General features: G+C 32.9%; 30 protein-coding genes. 15 read left to right on the top strand and 15 right to left on the bottom strand.

Going from position 1 to position 25,635, the window contains the following annotated elements; genetic code table 11:
- Positions 1-107 precede the first annotated feature (107 nt).
- From asnS to A0O34_RS13710, 3 genes are all read right to left on the bottom strand, one after another.
- Entirely contained in the window at positions 108-1,556 is a 1,449-nt protein-coding gene (gene asnS, locus A0O34_RS13720) for an asparagine--tRNA ligase (protein ID WP_066759720.1), read from the bottom strand.
- Between the two features lie 136 nt (positions 1,557-1,692).
- The gene (locus A0O34_RS13715; protein ID WP_066755425.1) at positions 1,693-2,292 is read right to left on the bottom strand and encodes a CDP-alcohol phosphatidyltransferase family protein; all 600 of its coding nucleotides are present in this window, start codon (positions 2,290-2,292) and stop codon (positions 1,693-1,695) included.
- Between the two features lie 14 nt (positions 2,293-2,306).
- Complete coding sequence (locus tag A0O34_RS13710) at positions 2,307-2,771, bottom strand: hypothetical protein (RefSeq protein ID WP_157886018.1); 465 nt, start codon at positions 2,769-2,771, stop codon at positions 2,307-2,309.
- A gap of 96 nt (positions 2,772-2,867) precedes the next feature.
- Here A0O34_RS13710 and A0O34_RS13705 point away from each other — a divergent pair, with 96 nt between their 5' ends.
- The 3 genes from A0O34_RS13705 to A0O34_RS13695 all read left to right on the top strand — a co-directional run bounded on the left by A0O34_RS13705 (position 2,868) and on the right by A0O34_RS13695 (position 6,425).
- A complete protein-coding gene (locus A0O34_RS13705; protein ID WP_066755421.1) occupies positions 2,868-3,794 on the top strand; it encodes a hypothetical protein in 927 nt (308 codons plus the stop codon).
- Complete coding sequence (locus A0O34_RS13700) at positions 3,794-4,597, top strand: AraC family transcriptional regulator (RefSeq protein ID WP_066755416.1); 804 nt, start codon at positions 3,794-3,796, stop codon at positions 4,595-4,597. Before A0O34_RS13705 ends, A0O34_RS13700 begins: the two co-directional genes overlap by 1 nt.
- Before the next feature lie 181 nt (positions 4,598-4,778).
- The gene (locus A0O34_RS13695) at positions 4,779-6,425 is read left to right on the top strand and encodes a serine hydrolase domain-containing protein (RefSeq protein ID WP_066755412.1); all 1,647 of its coding nucleotides are present in this window, start codon (positions 4,779-4,781) and stop codon (positions 6,423-6,425) included.
- 83 nt (positions 6,426-6,508) lie between these two features.
- Here A0O34_RS13695 and rimM read toward each other — a convergent pair whose 3' ends face one another.
- The 5 genes from rimM to A0O34_RS13670 all read right to left on the bottom strand — a co-directional run bounded on the left by rimM (position 6,509) and on the right by A0O34_RS13670 (position 9,785).
- Complete coding sequence (gene rimM, locus A0O34_RS13690; RefSeq protein WP_066755409.1) at positions 6,509-7,051, bottom strand: ribosome maturation factor RimM; 543 nt, start codon at positions 7,049-7,051, stop codon at positions 6,509-6,511.
- A gap of 11 nt (positions 7,052-7,062) precedes the next feature.
- Positions 7,063-7,635, bottom strand: coding sequence for a 30S ribosomal protein S16 (locus A0O34_RS13685; protein WP_066755402.1), 573 nt, complete (start codon positions 7,633-7,635; stop codon positions 7,063-7,065).
- A gap of 347 nt (positions 7,636-7,982) precedes the next feature.
- Complete coding sequence (locus tag A0O34_RS13680; protein ID WP_066755399.1) at positions 7,983-8,516, bottom strand: nitroreductase family protein; 534 nt, start codon at positions 8,514-8,516, stop codon at positions 7,983-7,985.
- A 135-nt stretch (positions 8,517-8,651) separates the two neighbouring features.
- Complete coding sequence (locus A0O34_RS13675; protein ID WP_066755396.1) at positions 8,652-9,101, bottom strand: GreA/GreB family elongation factor; 450 nt, start codon at positions 9,099-9,101, stop codon at positions 8,652-8,654.
- A gap of 150 nt (positions 9,102-9,251) precedes the next feature.
- On the bottom strand, positions 9,252-9,785 hold the full coding sequence (locus A0O34_RS13670) for an SRPBCC family protein (protein ID WP_066755393.1): 534 nt from the start codon (positions 9,783-9,785) through the stop codon (positions 9,252-9,254).
- Between the two features lie 214 nt (positions 9,786-9,999).
- Between A0O34_RS13670 and A0O34_RS13665 the strand changes: the two genes are divergently transcribed.
- The 10 genes from A0O34_RS13665 to A0O34_RS13620 all read left to right on the top strand — a co-directional run bounded on the left by A0O34_RS13665 (position 10,000) and on the right by A0O34_RS13620 (position 18,995).
- Positions 10,000-12,057 carry a M3 family metallopeptidase gene (locus tag A0O34_RS13665; RefSeq protein ID WP_066755390.1) on the top strand — a complete coding sequence of 686 codons (2,058 nt, stop codon included), beginning with the start codon at positions 10,000-10,002 and terminating at the stop codon, positions 12,055-12,057.
- 10 nt (positions 12,058-12,067) lie between these two features.
- On the top strand, positions 12,068-12,961 hold the full coding sequence (locus tag A0O34_RS13660) for a GIY-YIG nuclease family protein (RefSeq protein ID WP_066759718.1): 894 nt from the start codon (positions 12,068-12,070) through the stop codon (positions 12,959-12,961).
- A gap of 34 nt (positions 12,962-12,995) precedes the next feature.
- Positions 12,996-13,835, top strand: a complete 840-nt coding sequence (locus A0O34_RS13655) for a carboxylesterase family protein (RefSeq protein WP_066755386.1) — start codon at positions 12,996-12,998, stop codon at positions 13,833-13,835.
- Between the two features lie 27 nt (positions 13,836-13,862).
- A complete protein-coding gene (locus A0O34_RS13650) occupies positions 13,863-14,246 on the top strand; it encodes a tetratricopeptide repeat protein (protein WP_066755384.1) in 384 nt (127 codons plus the stop codon).
- 139 nt (positions 14,247-14,385) lie between these two features.
- On the top strand, positions 14,386-15,456 hold the full coding sequence (locus A0O34_RS13645) for a serine hydrolase domain-containing protein (protein ID WP_228394292.1): 1,071 nt from the start codon (positions 14,386-14,388) through the stop codon (positions 15,454-15,456).
- A gap of 51 nt (positions 15,457-15,507) precedes the next feature.
- Positions 15,508-15,708, top strand: a complete 201-nt coding sequence (locus A0O34_RS13640) for a YqaE/Pmp3 family membrane protein (protein WP_066755380.1) — start codon at positions 15,508-15,510, stop codon at positions 15,706-15,708.
- Positions 15,709-15,921: 213 nt separating this feature from the next.
- The gene (locus tag A0O34_RS13635) at positions 15,922-16,542 is read left to right on the top strand and encodes a hypothetical protein (protein WP_066755377.1); all 621 of its coding nucleotides are present in this window, start codon (positions 15,922-15,924) and stop codon (positions 16,540-16,542) included.
- A 220-nt stretch (positions 16,543-16,762) separates the two neighbouring features.
- Positions 16,763-17,962 (top strand): tyrosine--tRNA ligase, encoded by a 1,200-nt coding sequence (gene tyrS / locus A0O34_RS13630; protein ID WP_066755374.1) that lies wholly within the window; start codon positions 16,763-16,765, stop codon positions 17,960-17,962.
- 73 nt (positions 17,963-18,035) lie between these two features.
- Positions 18,036-18,557 (top strand): 3'-5' exoribonuclease domain-containing protein, encoded by a 522-nt coding sequence (locus tag A0O34_RS13625; RefSeq protein ID WP_066755371.1) that lies wholly within the window; start codon positions 18,036-18,038, stop codon positions 18,555-18,557.
- Positions 18,558-18,563: 6 nt separating this feature from the next.
- Complete coding sequence (locus A0O34_RS13620; RefSeq protein ID WP_066755369.1) at positions 18,564-18,995, top strand: GNAT family N-acetyltransferase; 432 nt, start codon at positions 18,564-18,566, stop codon at positions 18,993-18,995.
- Between the two features lie 28 nt (positions 18,996-19,023).
- Here A0O34_RS13620 and A0O34_RS13615 read toward each other — a convergent pair whose 3' ends face one another.
- The 4 genes from A0O34_RS13615 to panD all read right to left on the bottom strand — a co-directional run bounded on the left by A0O34_RS13615 (position 19,024) and on the right by panD (position 21,839).
- Positions 19,024-19,692 carry a TerD family protein gene (locus A0O34_RS13615; protein ID WP_066755366.1) on the bottom strand — a complete coding sequence of 223 codons (669 nt, stop codon included), beginning with the start codon at positions 19,690-19,692 and terminating at the stop codon, positions 19,024-19,026.
- A 2-nt stretch (positions 19,693-19,694) separates the two neighbouring features.
- The gene (locus tag A0O34_RS13610) at positions 19,695-20,270 is read right to left on the bottom strand and encodes a TerD family protein (protein WP_066755363.1); all 576 of its coding nucleotides are present in this window, start codon (positions 20,268-20,270) and stop codon (positions 19,695-19,697) included.
- 186 nt (positions 20,271-20,456) lie between these two features.
- A complete protein-coding gene (locus A0O34_RS13605) occupies positions 20,457-21,485 on the bottom strand; it encodes a lysylphosphatidylglycerol synthase transmembrane domain-containing protein (RefSeq protein ID WP_066755360.1) in 1,029 nt (342 codons plus the stop codon).
- 3 nt (positions 21,486-21,488) lie between these two features.
- Positions 21,489-21,839, bottom strand: a complete 351-nt coding sequence (gene panD / locus A0O34_RS13600) for an aspartate 1-decarboxylase (RefSeq protein ID WP_029294648.1) — start codon at positions 21,837-21,839, stop codon at positions 21,489-21,491.
- Between the two features lie 398 nt (positions 21,840-22,237).
- Here panD and A0O34_RS13595 point away from each other — a divergent pair, with 398 nt between their 5' ends.
- The gene (locus A0O34_RS13595) at positions 22,238-22,555 is read left to right on the top strand and encodes an HU family DNA-binding protein (RefSeq protein WP_066755359.1); all 318 of its coding nucleotides are present in this window, start codon (positions 22,238-22,240) and stop codon (positions 22,553-22,555) included.
- A 79-nt stretch (positions 22,556-22,634) separates the two neighbouring features.
- On the opposite strand, the gene pdxH is transcribed toward A0O34_RS13595, so the two are convergent.
- The gene (gene pdxH / locus A0O34_RS13590) at positions 22,635-23,276 is read right to left on the bottom strand and encodes a pyridoxamine 5'-phosphate oxidase (RefSeq protein ID WP_066755358.1); all 642 of its coding nucleotides are present in this window, start codon (positions 23,274-23,276) and stop codon (positions 22,635-22,637) included.
- A 24-nt stretch (positions 23,277-23,300) separates the two neighbouring features.
- Here pdxH and A0O34_RS13585 point away from each other — a divergent pair, with 24 nt between their 5' ends.
- Positions 23,301-23,849: a YqgE/AlgH family protein gene (locus tag A0O34_RS13585; RefSeq protein WP_066755356.1), complete on the top strand. Its 549-nt coding sequence runs from the start codon at positions 23,301-23,303 to the stop codon at positions 23,847-23,849.
- Positions 23,850-24,179: 330 nt separating this feature from the next.
- On the opposite strand, the gene A0O34_RS13580 is transcribed toward A0O34_RS13585, so the two are convergent.
- Both A0O34_RS13580 and A0O34_RS13575 read right to left on the bottom strand, forming a co-directional pair.
- Positions 24,180-24,932 carry an aminotransferase class IV gene (locus A0O34_RS13580; protein WP_418219375.1) on the bottom strand — a complete coding sequence of 251 codons (753 nt, stop codon included), beginning with the start codon at positions 24,930-24,932 and terminating at the stop codon, positions 24,180-24,182.
- Between the two features lie 134 nt (positions 24,933-25,066).
- Positions 25,067-25,453, bottom strand: coding sequence for an START-like domain-containing protein (locus A0O34_RS13575; RefSeq protein WP_066755352.1), 387 nt, complete (start codon positions 25,451-25,453; stop codon positions 25,067-25,069).
- Positions 25,454-25,635: the final 182 nt, after the last annotated feature.

Raw genomic sequence — 25,635 nt, 5'->3', positions numbered from 1 at the left:
CGACAAAAAAAGCATTTAGCACGATTTTTGCAGTAGATATGGTACCTAATAAGCTATTAAAAAATAAAAAAAGCCTTAAATTTTACTTTAAGGCTTTTTTTATTTATCTAAAATTCAGCATTTTTCGGTGTTCTTGGGAAAGGAATCACGTCTCTTATGTTGGTCATTCCTGTTACGAAAAGAACCAGTCTTTCCAATCCTAATCCAAACCCTGCATGCGGAACAGAACCGAATTTTCTGGTATCCAAATACCACCAAAGTTCATGCTCATCTACATGCATTTCTGCCATTTTCTGTTTTAATACATCTAATCTCGCTTCTCTTTCTGAACCTCCGATGATTTCTCCGATTCCTGGGAAAAGTACGTCCATTGCAGCAACGGTCTTGTTGTCATCATTCAATTTCATATAGAATGCTTTGATCTCTTTTGGATAATCAAATAATACTACAGGACATTCGAAGTGTTTTTCAACTAAAAATCTTTCGTGCTCAGACTGAAGATCGGTTCCCCAATTTTCAACCGGATACTGGAACTTCCCTTTTTTATTTTCTTTTGAGTTCATTAAGATCTCAATCGCTTCTGTATAACTTACACGTTTGAAACGTTTAGCAATAACATTTTCTAATTTTTCAATAAGACCTTCTTTTGCTCTGTCCTTTTCTGGTTTTGATTTTTGCTCTTCTGCAAAACGTTTGTCTAAGAAATCAAGATCGTCTTTACAGTTATCTAAAACATACTGAATAACATATTTCAAGAAATCTTCTGCCAAGTCGATGTTATCTTCAAGGTTGTTGAAGGCAACTTCCGGCTCAACCATCCAGAATTCTGCAAGGTGACGCGTTGTGTTTGAGTTTTCAGCACGGAAAGTCGGTCCGAAAGTATATATTCTTCCCAATCCCATTGCTGCAGTTTCTCCTTCAAGCTGACCAGAAACCGTTAAGTTCGTTTTTTTACCAAAGAAATCCTGAGCGAAGTCAATATCTCCCTGCTCGTCTCTTGGAATATTATTTAGATCAAAGTTGGTTACTCCAAACATCTCTCCAGCTCCTTCTGCATCAGCTCCCGTAATTACAGGTGTGTTGATGTAAAAGAATTGGTTTTTATTAAAGAAAGAATGCACTGCAAAACTTACCGCGTGACGTACTCTGAAAACAGCCCCAAACAAATTGGTTCTGAATCTTAAATGCGCCTGATCTCTTAATGTTTCCAAAGAGTGTTTTTTAGGCTGAAGAATTGTTTTGTCTCTTTCTTCTGTGAAGTTATCACCTAAAATGACAATCTTTTTAGCTACAATTTCCACCGCTTGCCCTGCTCCTTGGCTTTCTACAACTTCACCAACAATTTTTAAAGAAGATGCTGTACTGATTTTACTGATAATTTCTTCGTCAAAATTTTCAAAATCAACAACTATCTGCAAATTATTAATTGTAGAACCATCATTAAGCGCAATAAAGCGATTCGCACGGAAAGTTCTTACCCAACCGTAAACTGTAATGTCATGATGTAATACCTTTTTGTAATCCTGTAGGATTTCTTTAATTGTTTGCTTTTTCATTTGTTGACTATAAATTTTTATATAAAAATTAACGTCGGCAAAGTTACAAAAAAACAGCGCAACTTGAATATTACGCTGTCTTTTAAAAAAAATCATTTATCAATTATTTAACTAAAAACTATGCTTTGAATATTATTTAATTAAAGAATATCGTTTTTTTCCTCTGTTTTCCATTCCTGATTTTCCAGGCGTGATAAGAACTTGGGATATCAAATTGCCATTTTGGAAGGATTAAAACAATTAAAATAACATCAATATGAGAAACTAATCCCAACACAATTGTGAGATAAAATGCCCAGCCAGCTTCCTGAAATCCTATTAAATACGTAAAAGCGATCAACAAACTCAGTCCCCACATTTTCGATAAAAATGCATGAGTACAGGTTTCTTTTCCGAACCTCCAGATGCTTATGATATAGCAAAGTGCTTCCATGATAAAAATTAAAAGAATGCTCAACCATTCTGTTTTAATCAATTCAGGATTAAGAAAGTACGCAGCGAAACCTAATGACAACCAGAAAACCAAATCAGTCTGACTATCTAATCTTCTTAATTTTTCGGATGAAACACCAACTTTTCTCGCGATAATTCCATCGAAAATATCTGTTAATAAACCAAAGTACATTAATATGAGAATTAAAAACTCAGATTCTTCTCCTTTAAAATAAGCCAGAAAAAGGATAATTGGCGCAAGAATAAATCTTGTTGCTATTAAAATATAAGGTATTGTTTTCATAATTATTTTTGTTTTTAAAATCCTATTCTAAATTTTCCGTAAACATCATCTTTGCGGGTCAGTCTAAAAGTAATTCCTGCAGTAAATCCCTGTATTTTCAAATCACTATTATTATAAGATGTAGAATATCCAATTCCAATATCACAAGTATTAAGCAATGAGATCCCGACTAAAGAATATGCGTGAGAAAAGGAAGAACCTACCTTAACAAATAAAAGAGTTCCTACATTATAACTTAAATGCAGGTCAGGAATTCCACGTATTTTGCCGTTATCATTCACTATTCCATACCCTGTTCCTAAAAAAAGTTTGTTTTGGTTATCACTTTCCTTAATCAGCATAAACTCTACACCTCCACGTAACAAATGTCTGTTGGCAAAGGAATAATCTACATAATAAATTGGTTGGATCTTTTGTTGTGCTCCCATTTTTAACGATATAAAAATACATAAGGCAACAAAAATTATTTTACGTTTCATCTGTTAAATATTTATTCAAATTTGAAAAGAATATTTACTTCCTTAAATGTGATAAATAATTAACATTTTACTTACATTTGTGAAAATCACAAAAACATGCATCAGGAACGTTTGCTTAAAGAAATCCGTAAGAAAATTGGAGACAAATCTTTGAATGACGAGATCGCCAACATTCTTAATATAAGCTATGATGCAGCACACAGAAGAACTTCGCTGAAGGCAAAATTCAGTTTTGAAGAAGCTTTGGAATTGGCAAAACATTATCAGATTTCACTTAATCAATTTATCACTTCGGATCATCAAATCGTAGTACAAAAAACTTCGGGAGTGAGTGAAACGGAGGATTTACAGTCTTTTTTTCAAAATAACCTTCGTGTTTTTGAAAGTCTACCGCTTTCTGACGGGATAACGATTTATTATTCGGCGAAAGATATTCCGTTTTTTTATACACTTTCAGATACACTTCTTTCGCGCTTCAAAATTTATGTCTGGATGAATTTATTGAATGCAAAACAGGTTTTTATTCCTTTTCTTCAATTTTCACCGCCCTATTTTGAAACAAATACCAAAGAATTAAAAAAGAAATATGAAGAACAAAATGTAGTAGAATTATGGAATAACATGACGATTTCCAGTATTTTACAACAAATTTCTTTTTATTATGATACCGGACTTTTACAAAAAAACGAAGCCCAAATTATTCTAGACGAACTGAAAGAATTAATACAGAATATCGAGCAAAAAACAGAAAGTAATCCTAAATTTCACTTATATGAAAATGAATTGATGCATCTTTCGAATGACATTTTTTTCCATCATCCAAAACAGTCGCTTTTTGCACTGCCGACCAATATGTTTGGCTATATTTTGATTAATGATGCTAAAACCTGTGGCGAAACACTGAATTATTTTGAACATCAAATTAAAAATTCAAAATCTATGAGTACGTCAGGAAACAGGGATAGGAAAATATTTTTCAATAAAATGTACGAACAGATTAAAAATTTAAAGCTTAAATTATAATGAATACCCTCCGTAACGGACAATTTTTCGGTCAAACCAATGAAACCCTCGACTTTGACGGGTTGATTATTACGGATACGGAATACACTCATCCTTACGTTGACTGGCATTATCATGAAAATGCATATTTTACCTTTCTTCTTCAGGGAAATGTGATCGAGGGAAACAAAAAAGAAGTCTATGAATGTTCAGCAGGCACTTTGCTTTATCATCATTGGGAGGATCCGCATTATAACATAAAACCGGACGGTTTTACAAGAGGTTTTCATATTGAAATTCCGAAAGAATGGTTTGAAAAACTCAACATTTCAAAAGATAATATTGAAGGAAGTTTTAATATGAAAAATCCTGAATTAAAGTTGTTGATGTACAAAATATTTAAAGAAAGTAAAATCAATGACAATGCTTCGGAAACCTCAACGCATGAACTTTTATTAAATATTTTCAGTGAATTATCAAATCAAAAAGTACTTTTAGAAAAGAAACCAATTTGGGTGAAGCAGATCAGTGAATTACTTCACGAAACTTGTACTGACAAACTGAATTTAACAGAAATTGCCCAAACTTTAAATATCCATCCAGCTCATCTAAGTAGAGATTTCCACAAATACTTCCACTATAATCTTGGAGATTATGTCCGAAAATTAAAGATCAACAAATCCTTGTCAATTCTTACTACGAACGAAAAATCTTTAACTGAAATTGCTTTAGAATGTGGTTTTTCCGATCAAAGTCATTTTATCCGCTGTTTTAAAGAAAATATGGGCGTAACGCCTTTGAAATATCGAAAGATTTTGAAGTAGTTTCTTCCCCACAGATCTCACAGATTTTCACATATGTTTATATTTTTTTTCAGCACAATCCTTGTCAAGGTTTAAAACCTTGACAAGGATCACTCTACATAATCTGTGAAATCATAAATGTTAATTTTATTCTATTTTTTATAAGCAAAGCTTTATATTTTTGTTTAGATTTAAAATTGAAATGAAACCAATCTCTATATTTATTCTGTCACTGATATTTACTTTATCTTTTGGACAAGCTCAAAACCTTATTACTCCTGAAAAAATTGAAAATTCTGTTCAAAAAAATCATTTGAATACAGTTCTTTTTTTAGATAAAGTAATCGCTCTGGAAAATCTTAAAGAAAATGATCTTCTGAAAAACATGATTTTTCAAGAAGACAAAGACCTTGATATCAGAGTTTTTATGGATAATTCATTGGTTAATTATTTACATGAACTAAATCCTACCCTAACCGCTGATGAATTACTTAAAAAAGGAAATTATCAATTCTCATTTTATGTTGATGGAAAATTAATTTATGTAGAAAATCTAAATACAGGCGCCGGAACTGTAGAAAATAAAAAGATAAAAACAAACTTTAGAATTCCTTTAATAAGTACTGGTAATGAAGATTCTTGGGGGAAATATTTATGGTCACGCTTTTATTTGGTTCATGGAGGAATAGATTCTCTGACTGCTGGAAACCATATTTTAAAAATAGAAATCCGACCTTATTTAAAATCAACATCAGTAAAAACAGGTCGTCTTATTGCAAAAGGTGAAATTAATCTAACCGTTCCTAAGAAAGATATTAGCGAAAAACAGATCACTCTTCAAACGATCAAACCTAACAGCGGATGGGAAGTTTCCACAGAAAAATTTAACACAAAAAAAATTAGAAATTTAAATCAAAAATTTGCAGAAAACAGATTCAGAGATATCACCAGCATTGTTGTTATTAAAAATAAAAAACTGCTTATTGAAGAATATTTTAACAATTCAGGAAGAGACAGTTTACAAGACACCCGTTCTGTAGGGAAATCTTTCGCATCTGCATTAGCTGGAATTGCCATTAAAGATGGTCACCTGAAAAATGAAAATCAAACGCTTGGAGAGTTTTATCGTTTAAAAGAATTTCAACATTACGCTCCGAAAAAAGACAGCGTAACCTTGAAAAGTATGTTAACCATGAGTTCAGCCTTTGAAGGCAACGATGAAGATGAAAATTCTCCAGGAAATGAAGAAAACATGTACCCAACCGATAATTGGGTAAAATTCACACTTGATGTTCCAATGACGGATAATAAAATTGGTAACAAATGGAGTTATTTCACGGCGGGAGTTGTTGTTGCAGGTGATATTTTAGATCAAAATGTTCCAAACGGACTGGAAAATTACGCCAAAGAAAAACTTTTTAATCCATTAGAAATCAAAAATTATAAATGGCAATACACTCCACAGCATAAAATATCATTAGCAGGAGGTCTGAAAATGAATGCATTAGATTTTGCTAAATTCGGTCAGTTATACAAAAATAATGGAGAATGGAAAGGGAAAAAAGTAATCGACAAAGCTTGGATCAAAAAATCATTCACCAATTATTTCCCTGAAAATAAAGACTTTGAAGGCTACGGATATTTATTTTGGAGAAAAGTATATAAGGTTGGAGGCAAAAGTTTTGAGGCGTATCAATGCAGTGGAAATGGTGGTAATAAAATCATTATGTTCACTGAAATTCCTTTAGTGATCGTAATTACAGCAAAGGCCTACAATAAAGCATATGCTCATCCACAATCTGAGAAAATAGTACAGGAATATCTATTACCCGCAGTTTATGAGCAATAAATAATATAAGTAATTGGTAATGTGTAATGGAAAGATGATGGTTTTATTAGCTATCATCTTTTTTAGAAGATAATTAAATTAACTTATTCGTCTTTCTTAGAAGAAACTAAAAAGACATCAATAAGACCTTCAGGAAGTATCATTTTGATGATTCTTTCTTCTCTATCGACTTCCAGAATCCAGTCTTTAATCATTGGGATGACAACTTCTTTTCCGTCTAGGTTTGTTACGAAATAAACCTGAGCGGTCTGATCGTTTACAGATCTGATGACACCACAATCATTATCATTTTCATCAAGAATATTATATCCGATGATCTCGTGATAATAAAACTGTTTCCCTGAAAGTTTAGGCAATGTAGTAAGCGGTAAGTAAACGCTTTTCCCCAAAGATTGGTCTACCAAAGCCTCAGAAGAGTTTTTAAAGGCAAGATTAAGAGCATCTAATTTGCTCCAAGATGATTTTTCAATAAAAAAAGGAACCAATAATCCGTTGATTTCAACGAATATTGATTCCAGTTTATTGTAAAGCTCCGGCTGGTCTGTGTCCAATTTAAGGATCACATTACCCGCAAGGCCGTGTCTGCGTGTGATTTTTCCTAGTAAATAGCAATCTTCTTTACGCATAACAGGGATTTTTAAGCTTCAGTGTTTTCTTCAGTTTCAGTAGCAGCAGGAGCTTCTCCTTCTGTAGTAGCTTCAGCAACAACTTCTTCAGCAGGTGCATTAGCAGCTTCTTCAGCAGCTTTAGCATCAGCGATAACTTGTGCAGCAGCAGCAACTCTAGCTTCGTTTACTTTAACTTCAGCTTCTAAAGCAGCTTTCTTAGCGTCAACTTGAGCTTTAGATAAACCTTCTACTTTACCTTGTACTTTTTGTTCTTTAGTTTCTAACCAAGCAGCAAATCTTTTTTCAGCTTCAGCCTCGTCAAAAGATCCTTTAGCAACACCACCTTGTAAGTGTTTTTTGTAAAGTACTCCTTTGTAAGAAAGAATAGCTCTTGCAGTATCAGTTGGTTGAGCACCGTTGTTTAACCACTTTACAGCAGAATCAACGTTCAAATCGATAGTCGCAGGGTTAGTAATTGGGTTGTAAGTACCTAGTTTCTCGATGAATCTACCATCTCTTCTAGCTCTAGCATCTGCAACCACGATGTGGAAAAAAGGTCTCCCTTTTGATCCGTGTCTTTGTAATCTGATTTTTACTGACATAATGTTTGAATTTTATGGGAACTCGTCCCAGTTAAATATTTAAGAGTGCAAAGATAAATAAAATTTTCAATTCTACGTTTAATAAATGCAACAATTTATCAATCTAACAATGTAGTAAGCTTTAATGGGCTTTCATTGATAAATTTGTAAAGTTTTACTTTAACTAATCTTTACTTTTTCTTCTAAAATTTATTATCAAAGGCCTGCTACCCTAGCCCCGATTGAAACGACATCCTTTTTTGTTGCGGCCGGAGCGAAGCGGAGGCCGTAACTAAAAAGATACAGTGGAAAGCGGGAAATAGCTCCTTAAAATAATTCGGCGAATTCAAAAGCCTCTAAAAAAAGGTTTAAACAGATCCATTGTTAAAGTGATCAACCTTCCCCATGTAGAAAAGCCCAAGACATTTCTGGTTCTCTTCGATCGTCAGAGAATCTTTCAATTGGTCTACAATTTTAGGAGAACTCCAGTAACAGCCGATATTATTTGCTGTACAAGTTAAATACATGTTCTGAACAGCCATCGAAACGGCAGCGATTTCTTCCCATTCAGGAACCATTCCGCTGAAATTGACAATGATTGAAGCAACAGCATCAGCTTTATTGATTTTAAAGCCAATATCATTATATTTTTTCTCTAAAAATAGTTGTTCGGGTTGAGAAGCTTTGTAAATAGCCTGCATTTCGGAAGCTAATTTCGCTTTTTCTTCTCCTTTGAAGATCTTAAAACGCCAAGGTTTTGTACGTTTGTGATTGGGAGCAAATGTCGCTGAATTCAGGATTTCATTAATAATTTCCTGAGACATTTCGGTTTCAGTGTAATCTTTTGGAAAGATGCTTTTTCTTTGCTCTATGATTTCTTTTAAAACTTCTGCTTTATTCATAGATGCAAAATTACGAAAAAGTTGATCGTTGGCGGTTGTTAGTTGTTGGTTTTATGCTACGAGTTAAAAATTTAGATTCTTCCTTCGTCAGAATGACAGTACTAAAAATCAATTCACAATTCACAATTCATAATTCTACAAAACTTCTACGATTTCCTGATGAATTTTATTGAGGGTAAAATCATCTCCGGGTTTCATGCCCATCATTTTTTTAGCCATCGGGCTTTCCGAGGAAATAGCGTAAAAGCGATCTCCCTCAAAAAAGAACTCTCCCAAGGAAACTGATATGTAAAAACGAGCTTTATTGGTAATGACAATCGAACCCAACTGCACTCTTTCTGTGGCATTATTTAGAACTTTTGACATATTTCGCTGAAGGTCATTTAAGGCCGCCAGTTGTCTTTGCATCTGATAAATCTCCTCTTGCATTTCCTCCCTCATACTGTCATATTTCGGAGTTTTTTTGATATCACGCGTTGCATCCAACGTAAATTCGATAAAGTTTTTCAGCTTTTCGATTTTTTCGGCAATAATGGTCTTCACAAAGTTTCTTATGGCATTTTTCTCAAATACGGTCTTCTCCATAAATCTTTTCTTTATATAAAGATAATATTTTTTTGAATAATATTTTATTTTTGAATTTCTAAAAACTTCAAATAAGCAAAATAATTACACATAACTTTTAATAAAGAGACCCCATTGAAAAAGCCTTGTAAAATCTACAAGGCTCTCATTTTATTTTTCTACCAACGCTTTCAAATTATTCAAACCCTCTTCATAGGATTTCCCCATTTGGTAATCCATCATTGGTCGCATTATTTTCATCATAGGATCTTGCTCAGTGTCCATAGTCCAGACTACTTTTGTAGCATTTCCTTCAGAAGACAAAACGATTTCAGAGGTTGCCTGCCCTTCAAAAGGTTTTACAAAAATCATTTCTGTTTTTTGTTTTTCGTTTAAAACTAATTCTTTGATTTCCTGACAACCTGCTCCAGCATCATCATTTTTGCTGTCCCAACAGTATTTGTCTCCCACTTCTCCGGAAGTTCCGGTATAAGTGACTTTCATCGTTTTATCTAATTTCATCCACGGATTCCATTGGTTAAAAGCTTTCATCGAGCTTATCTGTTGCCATACTTTGTCTTTCGGAGCATTAATTACCATCGATTTTTCATAATGATAATTTTTACCAAAAGCCAGCATTGCGATTACGGTATATCCAATAATTAAAAGAACAATTACGCCAATAATTTTTAAAATTGTTTTCATAGTTTAAAATATTTAGGGTTAAATTTTTAACATCATTAAGTTGTAAGTCTGTTGTCAAAATTAATCATTCCGCCTATATCTCAACTTTTCATATGACAAGATTATTAAAGATAAAGCATTTTTGTCATACCTTTTCATTGAGGCATTATTTTTGAGAATTCCACCATCAAATCAATACGAATTATTACATTTACACTTATTAAAAAATCGAAAAATGAATATTTTAACAGAAAAATTTAACACACCATATCATTCAGCGCCATTCAATTCTATTAAAAATGAAGATTATCTTCCTGCTTTTAAGGAATTAATTCAAACATCAGAAGAAGAAATCAATGCGATTGTTAATAACTCTGAAGAACCAACTTTTGAAAATGTAATTGAAGCATTGGCGTATTCGGGAGAGCAATTGGATGCTGTTTCAAATATATTTTTCAATTTAAATTCCGCCGAAACGAGTGACGAACTTCAACAGATCGCTCAGGATGTTTCTCCGATCTTAACAGAATATTCATCAAAAATCTCTCAAAACGAAGCTCTTTTCAATAAAATCAAAAAGGTTTACGATGAAAAAGAGAAATACAATCTTAATGAAGAACAGCAAATGCTTTTAAATGAAACTTACAAAGGTTTTGTGAGAAGCGGTGCTTTGTTAAATGAAGAAGACAAGGAAAAATTAAAGAATATCAGCATGGATTTATCTTTAAAATCTCTGCAATTCGGACAAAATGTGTTGGCTTCTACTAATAATTATTTCAAACATATTACCAATAAAGAAGATTTGGCAGGAATTCCTGAAGCCATCATTGAACAATACGCCGAAGAAGCTAAAGAAAGAGAGCTTGAAGGCTGGGTGATTACATTACAATACCCAAGTTATCTTCCGTTTATGACCTATGCTGAAAACCGTGAATTAAGAAAAGAAATAGCATTGGCCAATGGTAAAAAATCTTTCGATGGTGGAGAATTTGACAATCAAAATTTAATCAAAGAGCTTCTTCAATTAAAACAGCAAAAATCAGAATTATTAGGCTACACCAATTATGCAGACTATGTTTTGGAGGAAAGAATGGCAAAATCTCCAACAAAAGTATTAGACTTTTTAAATGAATTGCTTACAAAAGCTAAACCTTACGCCGAAAAAGAAATTGAGGAATTAAAATCATTAGCAAAAGCCGATGGAATTGATGAAATACAAGGTTACGATCACGCTTTTTATGCTGAAAAACTTCGTAAAGCAAAATATGATCTAAATGATGAGGAATTAAAACCTTATTTCCCATTAGATCAGGTTCAGGATGCCGTTTTTGGATTGGCTAATAACTTATTCGGATTAACTTTTGAAGAAAGAAATGACATTCCGAAATATCATGAAGATGTGAAAGTGTATGAAGTCTTTGAAGCAGGAAGCGGGAAGTTGGAAGCAGGAAGTAACAATCCTGAAAAAACTTTCAAATCTCTTCTGTACGTTGATTATTTTCCTAGAAAAGGCAAAAGAGCCGGAGCTTGGATGACGAGTTATAAAAACCAGTATAAAAAAGACGATGAAAATTCTCGTCCGCATATTTCTATTGTTTGTAATTTCAGCAAACCGACGAAAGATACGCCGAGCTTGTTGACGTTCCAGGAAGTGACGACTTTATTCCATGAGTTTGGTCACGCTCTTCACGGAATGTTGGCGAATACACAATATCCTACCCTTTCCGGAACTTCTGTAAAATGGGATTTTGTGGAATTACCGTCTCAATTCCTAGAGAATTTCTGTTACGAACCTGAGTTCTTAAAAACTTTCGCCAAACATTATAAAACAGGTGAAATTCTTCCAGACGAAAAAATCGAGAAAATTGCTCTTTCTAAAAACTTTATGGAAGGTTATCAAACGATGAGACAATTAGGTTTCGGGATTTTGGATATGAATTATCATACTAAAGTTTCAGAGTTAGAGAATGAGAGTGTAAAAGAGTTTGAAGACAAATACACCAAAGCAACACAATTATATCCGGCAAATCCAGAAACAGCGATGAGCCCAAGTTTTTCACATATTTTCCAAGGTGGATATTCTGCGGGATATTATTCTTACAAATGGGCAGAAGTTTTGGATGCCGATGCGTTCCAATATTTTAAAGAAAACGGAATTTTCAATCCTGAAATCGCCTCAAAATATAAAGTTCTTCTTTCTTCCGGTGGTACAAAGGACCCAATGGAATTGTATAAGAATTTCAGAGGAAGCGAGCCGAAAGTGGAGAGTTTGTTGAAGAGGGCGTTTGGGTAAAAATACAGCTATGAAACTAGGAAAAAGTATTAGAATATATTTAAAAGAGGGGTCAGTCAGTGGAATAAAATTAGCTGAATTAGTCAACCTTACAATTCAATCATTATCTTGTCCAAGGAATAAAATAACTGAGTTAAACTCATCTTTTCAAAATCAGGTAAACACTCAAGGTGTATATTTTTTAGTTGGAACTGATGATGAAACTGGCAAACCTAAAGTTTATATTGGTGAAGCAGAAAATGTATGGGAAAGGTTAAAAAACCATGCAATTAATAAAGACTTTTGGACAGAAGTAATTTTATTTACAAGTAAAGACGATAATATAACAAAATCACATATCAAATATTTAGAAAGTCGTTTAATTGAAATAACAAAAGAAGCAGAAAGATATATCTTAGACAATAGTAACACCCCTACTTTAACCTTGCTGCCATTACCAGATCGCGATGCAATGGAAGAGTTTATACAAAATATTAAACTTTTAAATGGTGTTTTAGGATATAAATTTCTCGAAAAACAATTAGCTTCGAAAAGAAATAATGATAGTCTAAATAATTCCTTTACAATACAAGAAAAATCAGAAAAGGAGCTCTTCTTTAATTCAAGAACAATTGTTGCCAAAGCAATACAAACAGATGAAGGAGTTGTTGTTCTTTCTGGTTCAGAAGTTTCAGAAAATGAATCTGCAAATTACGGTTACAAAACATTAAGAGAAGAATTAATTTTAGATACAACAATTTCAAAAGATCAATTGGGGAAATTGGTTTTCAATAAAGATCATCTCTTTAAAAGTCCATCAGCAGCTGCCGCAGTCATAGTTGGTTATTCAATTAATGGAAGAAGAAGCTGGAAAAATAAAGATGGTAAAACTTTGGATGAAATCGAAAAAAGTAAAATAAAGTAGTTTGTAAAAAATACTTCCAATTGTAATAAACACCATGCATAAAATAAAACTAAAGCAAAATCTAACACTCCTTTTATTAATCTTCACCATCAATCAATCTTTTGCACAAAAGAAGGAATTTCGGGAGACAAAAGTTGATACGCTTACCTTTTTAAACAATAGAAAATTATTAAACAGCTTAAATACCGATAAATTTCAAAAGAAAATATTCGCAGATAATGACATTAAAATTCCATATAGATTTTTAATGCCTAAAAATAATCGAACAAACGAGAAATTTCCGCTGGTTATTACATTTCATAATTCTACAAGGATTGGAAATGATAATGAAAATCAGCTTGAACCATTCGCTAAAATATGGTTGCGAGATGAAATTTATGAGAAATTTCCATGTTATGTTGTAGCACCACAATTTAATACACGCTCTACAAATTATGAGATCAATGGAGAAGGAATTCAAGTCTCAAAGCCTTCCAACGAGGTTTCGACTTTATTGAAACTGATTAAAGATCTTGAGAAAGAATATCCCAATATTGATAAAAGCAGAATCTATCTGATTGGTTATTCGATGGGAGGTTCAACTGCTCAAAATCTTATGAATTTGAGCCCCAATACATTTGCAGCCGTTGTTTCTGTTGCAGCCGTTCCGGATTTGTCGAATCTTAGTAAAATTAAAGAGAAAAATATCTGGTTAATTCACGGTAAAAATGATGATGAAAATCCATATGTTGGCAGCGTTGAATTGTACAATAAACTTCCTTCCGACAAAAATCTGATCTTCACGACTTTCACCAACCTTAATCATAACAATATTGTGATTCCGTTTTTGATAACAGATGAAATTCCGAAATGGTTATTTGAAAAACGTAAATAAATAGTTGCAATTCCGTAATTTTACGCCATGAATAACATAACCCAAAGATTAGAAAACGTAAAAAAACTCCAGGCAAAAAGATGGGAAAATGAAGATCACTGGGACGACATTAATGATCTTTTAGTTAAAGAACTGGATGAAATTTTACTCATCGAACCGGAAAATACAGCAGCTTTAATCAATATCGGAGCGGTGTATTCTGATATGGGAGAAAATGAAAAAGCTATACACTACTTGAAGACTGCATTAGACTTAGGTTCTGAAGACAAAAACCTGTTTATAAACTTGGCTATCGTCATGGTTTACATGGAAATGCACCAAGAAGAATATCATGAATATCTGGAAACGGCTGAAGATAAATTGGAGGATCCTTTGACTTTTAAAGCTTATTTTGATCCAAATTCTCAGTAATAAATTACTTTAGTTTATCGACTTTCAAAAAATCATTTCATTGATTTAAAATAATAAAAAACTAAATTTTCACAAATCATTACATTGTATAACATAGTAATAAAAAATAATTATATCTTTGCATAACAAAGCAATAATTATGATGACTCAATTTTTTACAATTTTACTGCTGCTCTTCTTTTGCAATACAATCACGGCACAAGTGTATGAAAAGAAAATAGATAGCTTAATCAATAGCGAGTTCAATGATAAAAACGGGCCTGGTGGTGTATTTATGGTCACTCAAAAAGGAAAAAATTTATACAAAAAAGCTTTCGGAAAAGCCAACCTTGAATTGGAGGTTAATATGACTCCGGAGAATGTTTTCCAGATAGGTTCAATGACGAAGCAATTTACTGCTGTCGCTGTTTTAATCTTGGAGGATCAGGGAAAATTAAACGTCAATGATCCTATTTCAAAATATATCAAAGATTATCCATCAGGAGATAAAATAACGATTCACCATCTGTTGACGCATACTTCGGGCATCAAAGATTTCACAAAAATGAAATCCCTTTCCTCCATTGCTCAAAAAGAAATGAAGCCTGAAATGATGGTTGATTTCTTTAAAAATGAACCTGTTGACTTTATACTCGGAGAAAAATTTGATTATAATAATTCGGGATATGTAGTGTTGGGATATATTATAGAATTGGTTTCGGGAGATTCATATGAAAATTTCATCAAGAAAAATATTTTTGAAAAATCAGGAATGAGTCATTCTTATTACGCAACCGACCGACAAATCATTCCCAAAAGAGCTTATGGATATCATAAAAAAGAACATGGATATGTAAACAAAACCATCATTAATTTTTCTGTTCCGTTTTCTTCAGGTTCCTTGATGTCGACTGTGGATGATATGGTGAAATGGCAAAATGCCTTAAATCAAAATGCATTGTTGAGTTCGAAAGAATTAAAAAAAGCGTTTCAAAAATATAAACTGAACAATGGCGAAGAATTTACTTACGGCTACGGATGGCATCTAAAAGATATCAACGGAACACCTACCAGAGAACATGGCGGGAGTATTTTCGGATTTAAAAGTATGGGAGTTTATATTCCGAGTGAAGATATTTATGTTATTGGGTTCAGTAATTGTGATTGCCATTCTCCGACAGAAATAGTGAAAAATATTGCCAAAGAAACATTGAATCTCGCAAAAAAATAATTTTCAATTCGTAAATTGCTTATCATTTAATTAATTCAAAATCATAAAGATATGTTACTAGCTATTTTATTACCCTTTTTATCTTTTATCGTTCGTGGAAAAGTTTTAACAGGAATCATCTGTTTAGTTTTACAAATTACTTTAATCGGTTGGATTCCGGCTGCAGCTTGGGCAGTTCTATCATTAAATAACGAAAGAGCAGAAGGAAGAAATGATAAATTGATTAAGGCCATGCGAAATAATCAAAAATAAAATTTTCAATCAAAATATTGTAAATCCTTTAAGAAATTAAAGGATTTATTTTTTTGCAGACGGAATATTGTTGAGAGCTTAAAAAAAAATGAATCAGTACTAAATCAAGACTCCAACGCATAGCATATCAAATTTTTAATTTAAGTAGAGACATATTTTGTATCTTTAATAGCCGTTATAACAGTTTTAATAAAAATAATTTGGCAGAAATTCATGGCAGAAGAACTTTATTTCATAAAAACAAATCCAACTATTGCCAAAATTAATTTGTACAATAAGCTCTGTCGTGAAGAAAAAAATGTGCTGAATTTCTTGAGCGAAGATAAAAAAACAAGCTTTGAAATGATTAAAACCAAAATAAAAGATTCTGTAGAAAACCTTACTAAAGAGGAGTTATTACAAATTTTTTCTTGGTTCAGTAACGAATATAAAACAGATCGTGAAGAAGTAAAAACCCAGCTTTTCATTAACGGAATTGATCTTTTTTATGAAATTCCCTCGTCGGTTGATGTTGTAAACTTTCAGCAAATTCTTGCGGATTACGAAAATTATTCTAAACAAAAACTGAATTACTTGGTTGATGCCCAACATTTCAATCAATTTCTGATTTATGGAATTTTTTACACAGGAATTAAGAATCAGGATAAAAATATTTCAGTAGACATTTTGAAACAGGATTATAAAAATCTTTATTCTTTTGCTGAAAATCAATTCAGTTCCAACGGAAAAATATTTGAAAATGAAGGTCTTGTTCTGAATATTTATAATTATTTTACTGATTTATACGATCTTACGAAATATTACAAAGGTTCTATTATCAAGCTTCATGGCTAGTAAAAAATAGATTTAGCTATCTGTTAAAAAAAACTTCTATCTTTGCAAAGCAATGAAGCACTTAAACAACATATTACGCCTTCCGTTTTTTAACGAGTATTATTACCCGACTTATCGTTCGGGAAGACTTCTATATATGTAATTCAATAAAAATAATTCAAAATATTATAGAGCCCGAACAGTTTTGTTCGGGCTTTTTTATGCTAAAAATTCAATAAAAATGATCAATCAATTAAAAGAAAACGTAGAACTCATTCTACCCGAAAACGGTTTGGAACAAAAATTAAAACAAGCCGAAGAAGAGAATAGGAAACTAATCATTAAACTAGGTTTTGATCCCACTGCACCTGATTTACATTTGGGTCATGCTGTCGTATTGAAAAAATTAAAACAGTTTCAAGATTTTGGACATCAAATCATCATCATTGTCGGAAGTTTTACCGCGAGAATTGGTGACCCAACCGGTAAAAATAAAGCCAGAAAACCTTTAACCGCTGAAGATGTTCAACATAATGCGGAAACTTATATCAATCAACTTTCAAAAATAATCGATGTTGAAAAAACTAAAATTATTTTCAATTCAGATTGGTTAGATGAGCTGAATTTTTCGGAAGTTATTCAATTAATGTCTAAAGTCACGGTTGCTCAATTGATGCATCGGAATGATTTTAATAAAAGATTTACAGAAAACACTCCGATTGCCATGCATGAACTTGTTTATCCAATTTTACAGGGTTTTGATTCCGTACAAATTAAATGTGATATTGAAATGGGTGGGACGGATCAATTATTCAATTGTACGATGGGAAGGCAATTGCAGGAAGTTCACAATATCTCGCCACAAATTGTGATGTGTATGCCTTTATTGAAAGGACTTGACGGAAAAGAAAAAATGAGTAAATCTTTAAATAATACCATTGGTCTGACTGATGAACCAAATGAAATGTTTGGAAAAACAATGTCAATTCCCGATGCTTTAATTGATGAGTTTATTGAATTAACAACTGACTTTTCGATGGAACAGAAACAGGATTTAAAATTAAGAATACAACACGAAGAAAATCCGATGAATATTAAAAAGTTGATTGCAAAAAATATTATCACTCAATACCATGATTTGGAATCAGCGGAAATTGCGGAACAGTTTTTCAGTAATCAGTTTCAGAATAAAAATTTTGAAAAGAAAGTTTTTGAACCCGTTCTTATTGATTCTTTAAAACATAATCAAAACAAAATATTATTGATTGAACTTTGTCATCAACTCAAAAATGACGTAAGTAAATCGGCCATTAAAAGATTAATCGAAAGTGGCGGAATTCAAATTAATTCTATAAAAATAATTAATCCAAATGAAGAAATTGAATTAAAACAACAGACAAAAATTAAAATTGGTAAAAGAAATTTCTATGAACTTGTGTAAGGATAAATGATAAGGAATAATTTTTCGATATATTCGTTTTACATAAAATAATTTAAACCAAAAACGCATTAAGATGAGCTACATTATGGTAGATATAGAATCCGACGGTCCGATTCCCGGAGATTTTTCGATGATCTGTTTCGGAGCAGTGCTTGTGGATGAAGATCTGGAAACTACTTTTTATGGAAAATTAAAACCAATTTCTGATCAATTTAATACTGATGCATTAGCTATTTCGGGTTTCAGCAGGGAAGAAACGATGGATTTTGATGATCCGAAAAAAGTAATGCTTCAATTTGAAGAATGGATCAAAAACAATTCGAAGGGAAGACCTATTTTCATCAGTGATAATAATGGTTTCGACTGGATGTTCATCTGCTGGTATTTTCATCATTTTATTCAAAGAAATCCTTTTGGATACTCTTCAAGAAGATTATCAGACCTATATTGCGGTCTCGAAAAAGATACTTTTGCCCAATGGAAACATCTTCGTAAAACAGAGCACACGCATCATCCCGTTGATGATGCCAAAGGAAATGCTGAAGTTTTATTGCATATGAAAAAGGAAATGGGTTTGAAGATCGGTTTAAAATAGAAAATAATGAACTTACAATATAGAAAAGCCTCAGAAAACGACCTCGATTTTTTACTTGATCTGAGAATGAAAACCATGACCGAGCATTATGCCAGTTCAGGTCTTCCGACGACAGAAGAATCGGCGCTGCAAAGAGTGCTTTACCAATTTGAAAAAGCTAATATCATATCTTTAGATAATGAACCAATCGGATTATTAAAACTCAATAAAGAATCTGACAAAACAGAAGTTTTACAAATTCAAATTGCACCCAAAATGCAGGGAAAAGGAATTGGAAAGATTATTTTAAAAGATATTATTGAGGAAGCTAAAACTGCACAAAAACCTGTTGTATTGAGTGTTTTAAAAACAAATAAAGCTCAAAACCTATATTCAAGCTTAGGTTTTGTAATCATTGATGAAAATGAACATTCTTACATCATGGAATTTTTAAACTAAAAAAGCATGCCCAAAAGCATACTTTTCTCTATTTATTTGTATAAGGTAAAAGAACATCGATGAAATTATCTGTGCGATGTGGCTCTCCAATAGCGCGGAATTTCCAGTCGCCATTATGACGGTAAGCTTCGGCAAAAACCATTGAGCACATCCCGTTTAAGCTTGCATCTCCGGAAAGACTGAATTTTGTGATCTCCTTTCCTCTTGCATCAACCGCTCTGATGAAGGCATTATCGATCATTCCAAAATGTTGTCTGTTTGCATTTCCCTGATAAATTGAAACCACGAATACAATTTTCTGATAACGCTGATCCAACTGATCTAATTTTACAATGATTTGTTCATCATCGCCGTCACCTGCGCCGGTTCTGTTATCACCCGTCAGCCAGATCTGGCCACTCGGATGTTTCATAGAATTAAAATAAATAACATCTCCCTGATAAAGAACGATCTGCTTCCCATCGTGTCGCTGTATGGTTTGTCCCATATTGGCAACTTTTCCGTTGGAATCCAATAAAAAAGCTACTGCATCGAGATCATATTCAGGTTCACTTCCGAATAATCTTCCTAAAAAACCACCTTGCTTACGAACATCCCAGCCCAAACCGATCGTAACAGTAGAAAGATCATAAACATCTTCTCCACGGTCATTTTTTCTTAAATTGATCGTTTGTCCTTTTTGTAAATTGATCGCCATATTTATTTTATGATTTGTCCTTTATAGTATTTTTCAAGAAAGAAACCCAAATCAGCTCTGTAACCAATCCCTGAAGCTTCAAATTTCCAGCTTCCGCCACGTTTGTACAATCTTCCAAATTCTACGCCTGTTTCGATAGAGAAGTCTTCATCAAGTTCATATTTCGCTATTTCCTGATTGCTGGTGCTGTCGATAATTCTGATGTATGAATTTCTCACCTGCCCGAAGTTTTGCTTTCTTCTCTCAAAATCTTCAATGGTGACTACGAAAAGAATCTCTTCGACGTTTGGATTTACTTTTTCAAGATCAATGATAATAGATTCGTCATCATCGCCATCACTATTTTTTCCGCTCGGATCATCGCCCGTATGCGTCAAAGCTCCATCGGGAGAATGCAAATTATTGTAAAAAACAAAATATTCTTCATTTACTAATTTTCGGTCTGCATCAATCATAATTGCAGATGCGTCAAGGTCAAAATCATATCCTTTTCCTTCATTCGGATCCCAGCCAAGACCGATGGTCATTTTTGTAAATCCTAGATCTATTCTTTGTCCTTTCTGTAAGTTAATTGCCATAATAATATCTCTGTTGTTTTACTCGAAGTTATGGCTGTTTTAGGAATTTTCCAACATATTTTGTGAGAAAGTTTTATGTAAATTGCAGAATATTAGAAATTAAATTGTTTGAATTAATCAACCATAAAAAAATCCGATCAACTTGACCGGACTTCTAAATTTTTAAGATCTTAATTAAAATATTTTTTAGTTTTGAATGTCTTTTTCTTCAGTTACATTATTTCTTGCTTTTGCCAGCATCGGAATTGATATCAATCCCATGACAAGCATAATCGTAATTTGTAATGGTAATGAAATAAATGAATAGGTAAGTCCCATTTCTGCACCAAGATCAGCACTTTTCTCCATTGAAATAAATAAGGCCATAAAACCGAATTTCATTGCTAAATTAAATGCTCCAATTCCTCCACTTGCAGGAATAATCATTCCCAAAGTTCCGACTACGATGATAAAAAATCCGTCAGCAATCGTGAAATTTGATGTTTCAGGAAGTGCAAAACACACTAAATAAGCAGCTAGGTAATAGCAAATCCAAATTCCTAATGTATAAAGGATGAATTTTCCTTTCTGTTTTAATTTAAATATTGATGTTAAGCCTTGAAAAATTCCGTCAATAAAATTTATGACCTTTCCTAAAAAAGGAACGGTTGCCAATTTCTTTTTAAACACAAAAAATAAAACTGTTCCTATTATTAATACTAAAAGACCAATTAGAATTTTATTAGGGTTAATATTTAGCCCTGAATTTTTGTAAAAAGATAAGATCGCTTCATATTTAAAAGCCAGAGTTAATCCTAAAAATCCCATCATACAGACAAGATCCACTACTCTTTCCAGAATAATGGTTCCAAAAGATTTATCAACCGGAACTTTTTCTACCCCATATAAAGCAGTTGCTCTTGCCACCTCACCACTTCTCGGAATGGTAAGATTCATTAAATATCCAAAAGATATAGACCAAAGCGAATTGGAAGTCGAAATGCTATGACCCATCGGCTCCAGCATCAGATTCCAGCGAATTGCCCTGAACCAATAAGCCAAAAGTCCAAATACAGAAGCAAATGCAACCCAAAAATAGTTCGCTTTGGCAAGAGATTTCTGGATTACTTTAAAATCAAGCCCTTTGAGAGCGAGCCACAAAAAAAAACCTGCAAACGCAAGTGAAACTACGATTGTAATGATTGATTTTAATGGATTTGATGATTTTTTCTCCATGAATTAAGTAAGGAGGTTAGTTTTTTCGTCCGGGAAAACGATCTTCGGTTGAAAATCCTTCGCTTCTTCGGGAGTCATCTGAGCATACGCTATAATGATAATGATGTCATCTCTCTGAACCTTCCTGGCAGCAGGGCCATTCAGACAAACTTCTCCTGACTTTCTTTTACCTTTGATAACGTAGGTGTCGAAACGCTCACCGTTATTCACATTTACGATATAAACCCTCTCTCCTACTACCAAACCGGCAGCTTCGATAAGATCTTCATCGATCGTAATACTTCCTATATAATTAAGGTCTGAAGCCGTAACTCGTACCCTGTGAATCTTAGACTTGAAAACTTCTATTAACATGCTGCAAATTTATTAATAAAAATTAATAAAACAGGCTTTTTAATGATTTTCAAACATGCAGATACACAGCCATTTAATTTTATTAAAAACATTTTTTCTGAAAATTACTTACAGAATCTACAATCATATCGCTAAAACCATTAATACTTTATACGAAATTCAAGATTTAATAAATACGAAAAATAATATTAAATTTTCGCTAAAGTCAATACACATAAGCATTTGGCATGATTTTAGTAACGGCTAACGTAGATTTTCTGTGAAAAGTCAAATTATCATATTTTAACTGTTTTCACCTAAAATCAAAAAAATTGTACAACTTTTTATAAATAAATTGCACAATTAGAAAATAGTATTATATTTGCTATAATTACGAACTAACTTTAATATTAAAAATTATGAACAAGTCTGAATTAATCGACGCAATCGCAAAAGACGCAGGAATTACTAAAGTTGCAGCAAAAGCTGCTTTAGAATCATTCATCAGTAATGTAACTACTACTTTAAAGAAAAAAGACGGAAAAGTTTCTTTAGTAGGATTTGGTACTTTCTCAGTAGCTGAGAGAGCGGCTAGACAAGGTATTAACCCTGCAACTAAAAAGCCGATCAACATCGAAGCTAAAACAGTTGCTAAATTCAAAGCTGGTGCTGATTTATCTACTGCTGTAGCTACTGCTAACGCTCCTGCTCCGGCGGCAGCTAAGAAGAAAAAATAATCATTCAGATTATACAAAAATTCAAACCTCACCGATGGATGAGGTTTTTTTTGTGCTTATACTTTAAATTCTATATTAATTATGGTGCTAAACGGGAAATCTTCCAATCCAGATCATCTAATGTATAGATAATTCTATCATGAAGCCTGTTGGGTCTTCCCTGCCAGAATTCGATTTCGTAAGGTTTTGCAATATAACCTCCCCAATTTTCCGGTCTTGGAACTTCTGTGTTTTCGAATGCCTTTTCCAAATCTTTTAATTTTACCTCCAAAAACTCTCTATTGGGAATAATCTGACTTTGTGGAGAAACCGCCGCTCCGAGCTGACTTCCTTTTGGTCTGGAATGAAAATATCCGTCACTTAAATTTTCAGCAATTTTTTCCAAATCAGCTTTTATAATAATCTGTCTTTCAAGATTGGGCCAGAAAAAATGAAGACAGGCTTTATGATTTTTTTCTATCGCTTTTCCTTTTCGGCTGTCATAGTTTGTATAAAAAATAAACCCCTCGAATGTATACGCTTTCAACAAAACCATCCTTGTGCGAGGACAACCGTCATCTTCTACCGTAGAAACTGCCATTGCATTAGCTTCCGAGATATTAGGATTCTCACTCGCTTCCAAAAACCAATCTCTGAATTGCTCTATTGGATTTTGTTTTATCTCACTTTCAATAAGTTGGGATTTCTCGTACACTTTTCTTTGGTCGTGCAGGTTTTCCATAAATATTTTTTATTAAATTTGAGTATGAATTACTCATACAAAGGTAAAATATTAATTTCCACACCAGACATTTCCGGCGATATTTTTTCCAGATCTGTAGTGCTTGTTATTGAACATAACGAAAGCAGTGCATTTGGTTTGATATTAAACAAGAAAAACGGCCAGATGAGTAGTAAGTTCAAAAACTTTTTTGACTTTAAAATTGAGGTCTACGATGGCGGTCCTGTGGAAAACGAAAAAGTTTTCTTTATTGTAAAAGGCAAAAAGGTTACCGAGATGTATTCTGATATTTCTGATGATTTTTATCTGACTGAAGATATTGAGAATATTATCAGCTCTGTCCTTAGTGGTGAACTGAATATTGATGATGTAAAGATCTTCTCAGGATATTCCGGATGGTCTGCCGGTCAGCTTGACAGTGAGGTTCTAAAGAAAATGTGGACAGTGGTTGATGTCTATAACTTAGATTATACATTACCCAACGATCAAACGCTTTGGAAATCTATCATGCAAAACCTCGGTGGTGAGTATCTTCTTTGGGCAAATTCTCCTGAAGATATTTCATTGAATTAAACCATAATATTATTCTAATAAAAGGGATATAAAACATTAACAAACTTTAAGATTCTCTTAACCAATTTTTAGGAAAATATTCACGTTATTTGATAAACCAAAAACAAGAAAATGAAAGTACTTACAAACCTTATTTTATTTTTCTTTCCAAGAGTAAATGTAGCTCTGATTCCTATTAAAACAAGACGAAGATTTAAATAAGCAAAAAAAAATTGCTAATAATTCATGGGTACATTCCATCGAATTATTAAACAATACAAATTCTGATCTATTCAGAATAAAACCCGGTAAAGGACTTTGGAACTTTTGTTGTTTACCGGGTTTGTCAATTTAAAAACTTTTCTTCCAGCTTTCCACTAATTCTAAAAAGCGAGAATTTTCAAAAGTCTTATTTCTTATTTTACCTACAGAAAATATGCCTTTCTCGTCAGAAATCATTAAAATTTCTTCGGCCTTTTGAGATTCAAATGCAATTATCTCGTGTTCCTGCGTATCGGCAAGGTTATTTTTATGTAAAAAAGTCACAAAATTTTCTAATAAAGGAGAAATGTAAGCTCCTTCAGACTGTTTTGGAATCTTAATGACATTTCCTTCCAAGAATAATAAATTTCCTGATGTTGAACGTGCAATTCTTTTATTAGGATTAAGCAAAATCACATCATCCAGATCGTTTTCCTGAGCGTAAATTCCGCCATAGATATTTTCCGGGCTGTGAACTCTGATGTTGCTCAGTAAATTATTATTAACGTTGATCTCTTTAATAATATCCAATTCCAAAGGTCTTTGAAAAACCGAGAGAATATCATCCATTTCATCAACTTCATAGAAATAAGAAATTGATGACTTGGACAATGTAACTCCATCTGAATTTCTGAAAACCTGGAAATTAATAATTCCGTTAAGGATTCCCTTTCCTTCAATAATATCTTTCTGAAAAAGTGACTGAAAAAATTCCAACGTATACGTCAACGGAATATTCATCCTCATCTTTCTCATGGAAGCCATCAAATAAAAATAACATTCTTCATCCATGATGAGTTTGCCCTCTCTCACAAAAAAAGAAACCTTTACGGCGTCGCCCATAAGAAACGCTCTATTCTTTACATTTAATTCGTCTGATGTAAAATATTGATTTTCCAATGTCTGATCTGATTTATTTATAAAAAAATAATGAACGATAAATCGTTCATCAGTTTTATCATTTAATGCAACTTAAATTAAGCTGCACCCAATTTAATTCTAAGGTTTTCAATAAGATTTTCCCAATACATTGCATTTTCCTCTTCATCTCCTTCCTCACAGAAATCTGTAATATTTAAGGCCAAGTCTTCGGTAATATCATCAATGGTAATGGTCATTTCAAAGAAATGCTTAGTTCCCTCATCTTCTTCCCATCTGAAACGAACGAAGCCTTCAGGCTTGTATCTGATTAAAGTGGCCTTTTCTTCAGGACCCCCACCCCAACTGAAAAAGAAATCGTCACCTTTCTCTACTACATCATCCGCAAACCATTCAGACAACCCCTCTGCAGTCGCCAGATATTCATATAAAATCTCTGAAAGACAGTGCATTGGAAATTCGTAATGGACTTTATGTTTAGCCATATAATCTTTGTTTTAATCGTCCCGCAATATATAAATTAATTTTTTTATTACACAAAAATGTATTTACTTTTTTGTATAATCTTCATGATATTTATCACAGAAATTAAATAGATGTTTAACATAGTTTTTAAAGTGATGCTTTAAACCTTAAAAACATAAAAACTCTTCACACCAGAAGAGTC

Source organism: Chryseobacterium glaciei (assembly GCF_001648155.1).
Classification (GTDB): domain Bacteria; phylum Bacteroidota; class Bacteroidia; order Flavobacteriales; family Weeksellaceae; genus Chryseobacterium; species Chryseobacterium glaciei.
This window is presented reverse-complemented; position numbering and strand designations above follow the sequence as displayed.

What these genes read in the sequence shown, in the direction of transcription:
- asnS (WP_066759720.1), bottom strand. Translation starts at nt 1,556, where the DNA reads ATGAAAAAGCAAACAATTAAAGAAATCCTACAGGATTACAAAAAGGTA.
- A0O34_RS13715 (WP_066755425.1), bottom strand. Translation starts at nt 2,292, where the DNA reads ATGAAAACAATACCTTATATTTTAATAGCAACAAGATTTATTCTTGCG.
- A0O34_RS13710 (WP_157886018.1), bottom strand. Translation starts at nt 2,771, where the DNA reads ATGAAACGTAAAATAATTTTTGTTGCCTTATGTATTTTTATATCGTTA.
- A0O34_RS13705 (WP_066755421.1), top strand. Translation starts at nt 2,868, where the DNA reads ATGCATCAGGAACGTTTGCTTAAAGAAATCCGTAAGAAAATTGGAGAC.
- A0O34_RS13700 (WP_066755416.1), top strand. Translation starts at nt 3,794, where the DNA reads ATGAATACCCTCCGTAACGGACAATTTTTCGGTCAAACCAATGAAACC.
- A0O34_RS13695 (WP_066755412.1), top strand. Translation starts at nt 4,779, where the DNA reads ATGAAACCAATCTCTATATTTATTCTGTCACTGATATTTACTTTATCT.
- rimM (WP_066755409.1), bottom strand. Translation starts at nt 7,051, where the DNA reads ATGCGTAAAGAAGATTGCTATTTACTAGGAAAAATCACACGCAGACAC.
- A0O34_RS13685 (WP_066755402.1), bottom strand. Translation starts at nt 7,635, where the DNA reads ATGTCAGTAAAAATCAGATTACAAAGACACGGATCAAAAGGGAGACCT.
- A0O34_RS13680 (WP_066755399.1), bottom strand. Translation starts at nt 8,516, where the DNA reads ATGAATAAAGCAGAAGTTTTAAAAGAAATCATAGAGCAAAGAAAAAGC.
- A0O34_RS13675 (WP_066755396.1), bottom strand. Translation starts at nt 9,101, where the DNA reads ATGGAGAAGACCGTATTTGAGAAAAATGCCATAAGAAACTTTGTGAAG.
- A0O34_RS13670 (WP_066755393.1), bottom strand. Translation starts at nt 9,785, where the DNA reads ATGAAAACAATTTTAAAAATTATTGGCGTAATTGTTCTTTTAATTATT.
- A0O34_RS13665 (WP_066755390.1), top strand. Translation starts at nt 10,000, where the DNA reads ATGAATATTTTAACAGAAAAATTTAACACACCATATCATTCAGCGCCA.
- A0O34_RS13660 (WP_066759718.1), top strand. Translation starts at nt 12,068, where the DNA reads ATGAAACTAGGAAAAAGTATTAGAATATATTTAAAAGAGGGGTCAGTC.
- A0O34_RS13655 (WP_066755386.1), top strand. Translation starts at nt 12,996, where the DNA reads ATGCATAAAATAAAACTAAAGCAAAATCTAACACTCCTTTTATTAATC.
- A0O34_RS13650 (WP_066755384.1), top strand. Translation starts at nt 13,863, where the DNA reads ATGAATAACATAACCCAAAGATTAGAAAACGTAAAAAAACTCCAGGCA.
- A0O34_RS13645 (WP_228394292.1), top strand. Translation starts at nt 14,386, where the DNA reads ATGATGACTCAATTTTTTACAATTTTACTGCTGCTCTTCTTTTGCAAT.
- A0O34_RS13640 (WP_066755380.1), top strand. Translation starts at nt 15,508, where the DNA reads ATGTTACTAGCTATTTTATTACCCTTTTTATCTTTTATCGTTCGTGGA.
- A0O34_RS13635 (WP_066755377.1), top strand. Translation starts at nt 15,922, where the DNA reads ATGGCAGAAGAACTTTATTTCATAAAAACAAATCCAACTATTGCCAAA.
- tyrS (WP_066755374.1), top strand. Translation starts at nt 16,763, where the DNA reads ATGATCAATCAATTAAAAGAAAACGTAGAACTCATTCTACCCGAAAAC.
- A0O34_RS13625 (WP_066755371.1), top strand. Translation starts at nt 18,036, where the DNA reads ATGAGCTACATTATGGTAGATATAGAATCCGACGGTCCGATTCCCGGA.
- A0O34_RS13620 (WP_066755369.1), top strand. Translation starts at nt 18,564, where the DNA reads ATGAACTTACAATATAGAAAAGCCTCAGAAAACGACCTCGATTTTTTA.
- A0O34_RS13615 (WP_066755366.1), bottom strand. Translation starts at nt 19,692, where the DNA reads ATGGCGATCAATTTACAAAAAGGACAAACGATCAATTTAAGAAAAAAT.
- A0O34_RS13610 (WP_066755363.1), bottom strand. Translation starts at nt 20,270, where the DNA reads ATGGCAATTAACTTACAGAAAGGACAAAGAATAGATCTAGGATTTACA.
- A0O34_RS13605 (WP_066755360.1), bottom strand. Translation starts at nt 21,485, where the DNA reads ATGGAGAAAAAATCATCAAATCCATTAAAATCAATCATTACAATCGTA.
- panD (WP_029294648.1), bottom strand. Translation starts at nt 21,839, where the DNA reads ATGTTAATAGAAGTTTTCAAGTCTAAGATTCACAGGGTACGAGTTACG.
- A0O34_RS13595 (WP_066755359.1), top strand. Translation starts at nt 22,238, where the DNA reads ATGAACAAGTCTGAATTAATCGACGCAATCGCAAAAGACGCAGGAATT.
- pdxH (WP_066755358.1), bottom strand. Translation starts at nt 23,276, where the DNA reads ATGGAAAACCTGCACGACCAAAGAAAAGTGTACGAGAAATCCCAACTT.
- A0O34_RS13585 (WP_066755356.1), top strand. Translation starts at nt 23,301, where the DNA reads ATGAATTACTCATACAAAGGTAAAATATTAATTTCCACACCAGACATT.
- A0O34_RS13580 (WP_418219375.1), bottom strand. Translation starts at nt 24,932, where the DNA reads ATGGGCGACGCCGTAAAGGTTTCTTTTTTTGTGAGAGAGGGCAAACTC.
- A0O34_RS13575 (WP_066755352.1), bottom strand. Translation starts at nt 25,453, where the DNA reads ATGGCTAAACATAAAGTCCATTACGAATTTCCAATGCACTGTCTTTCA.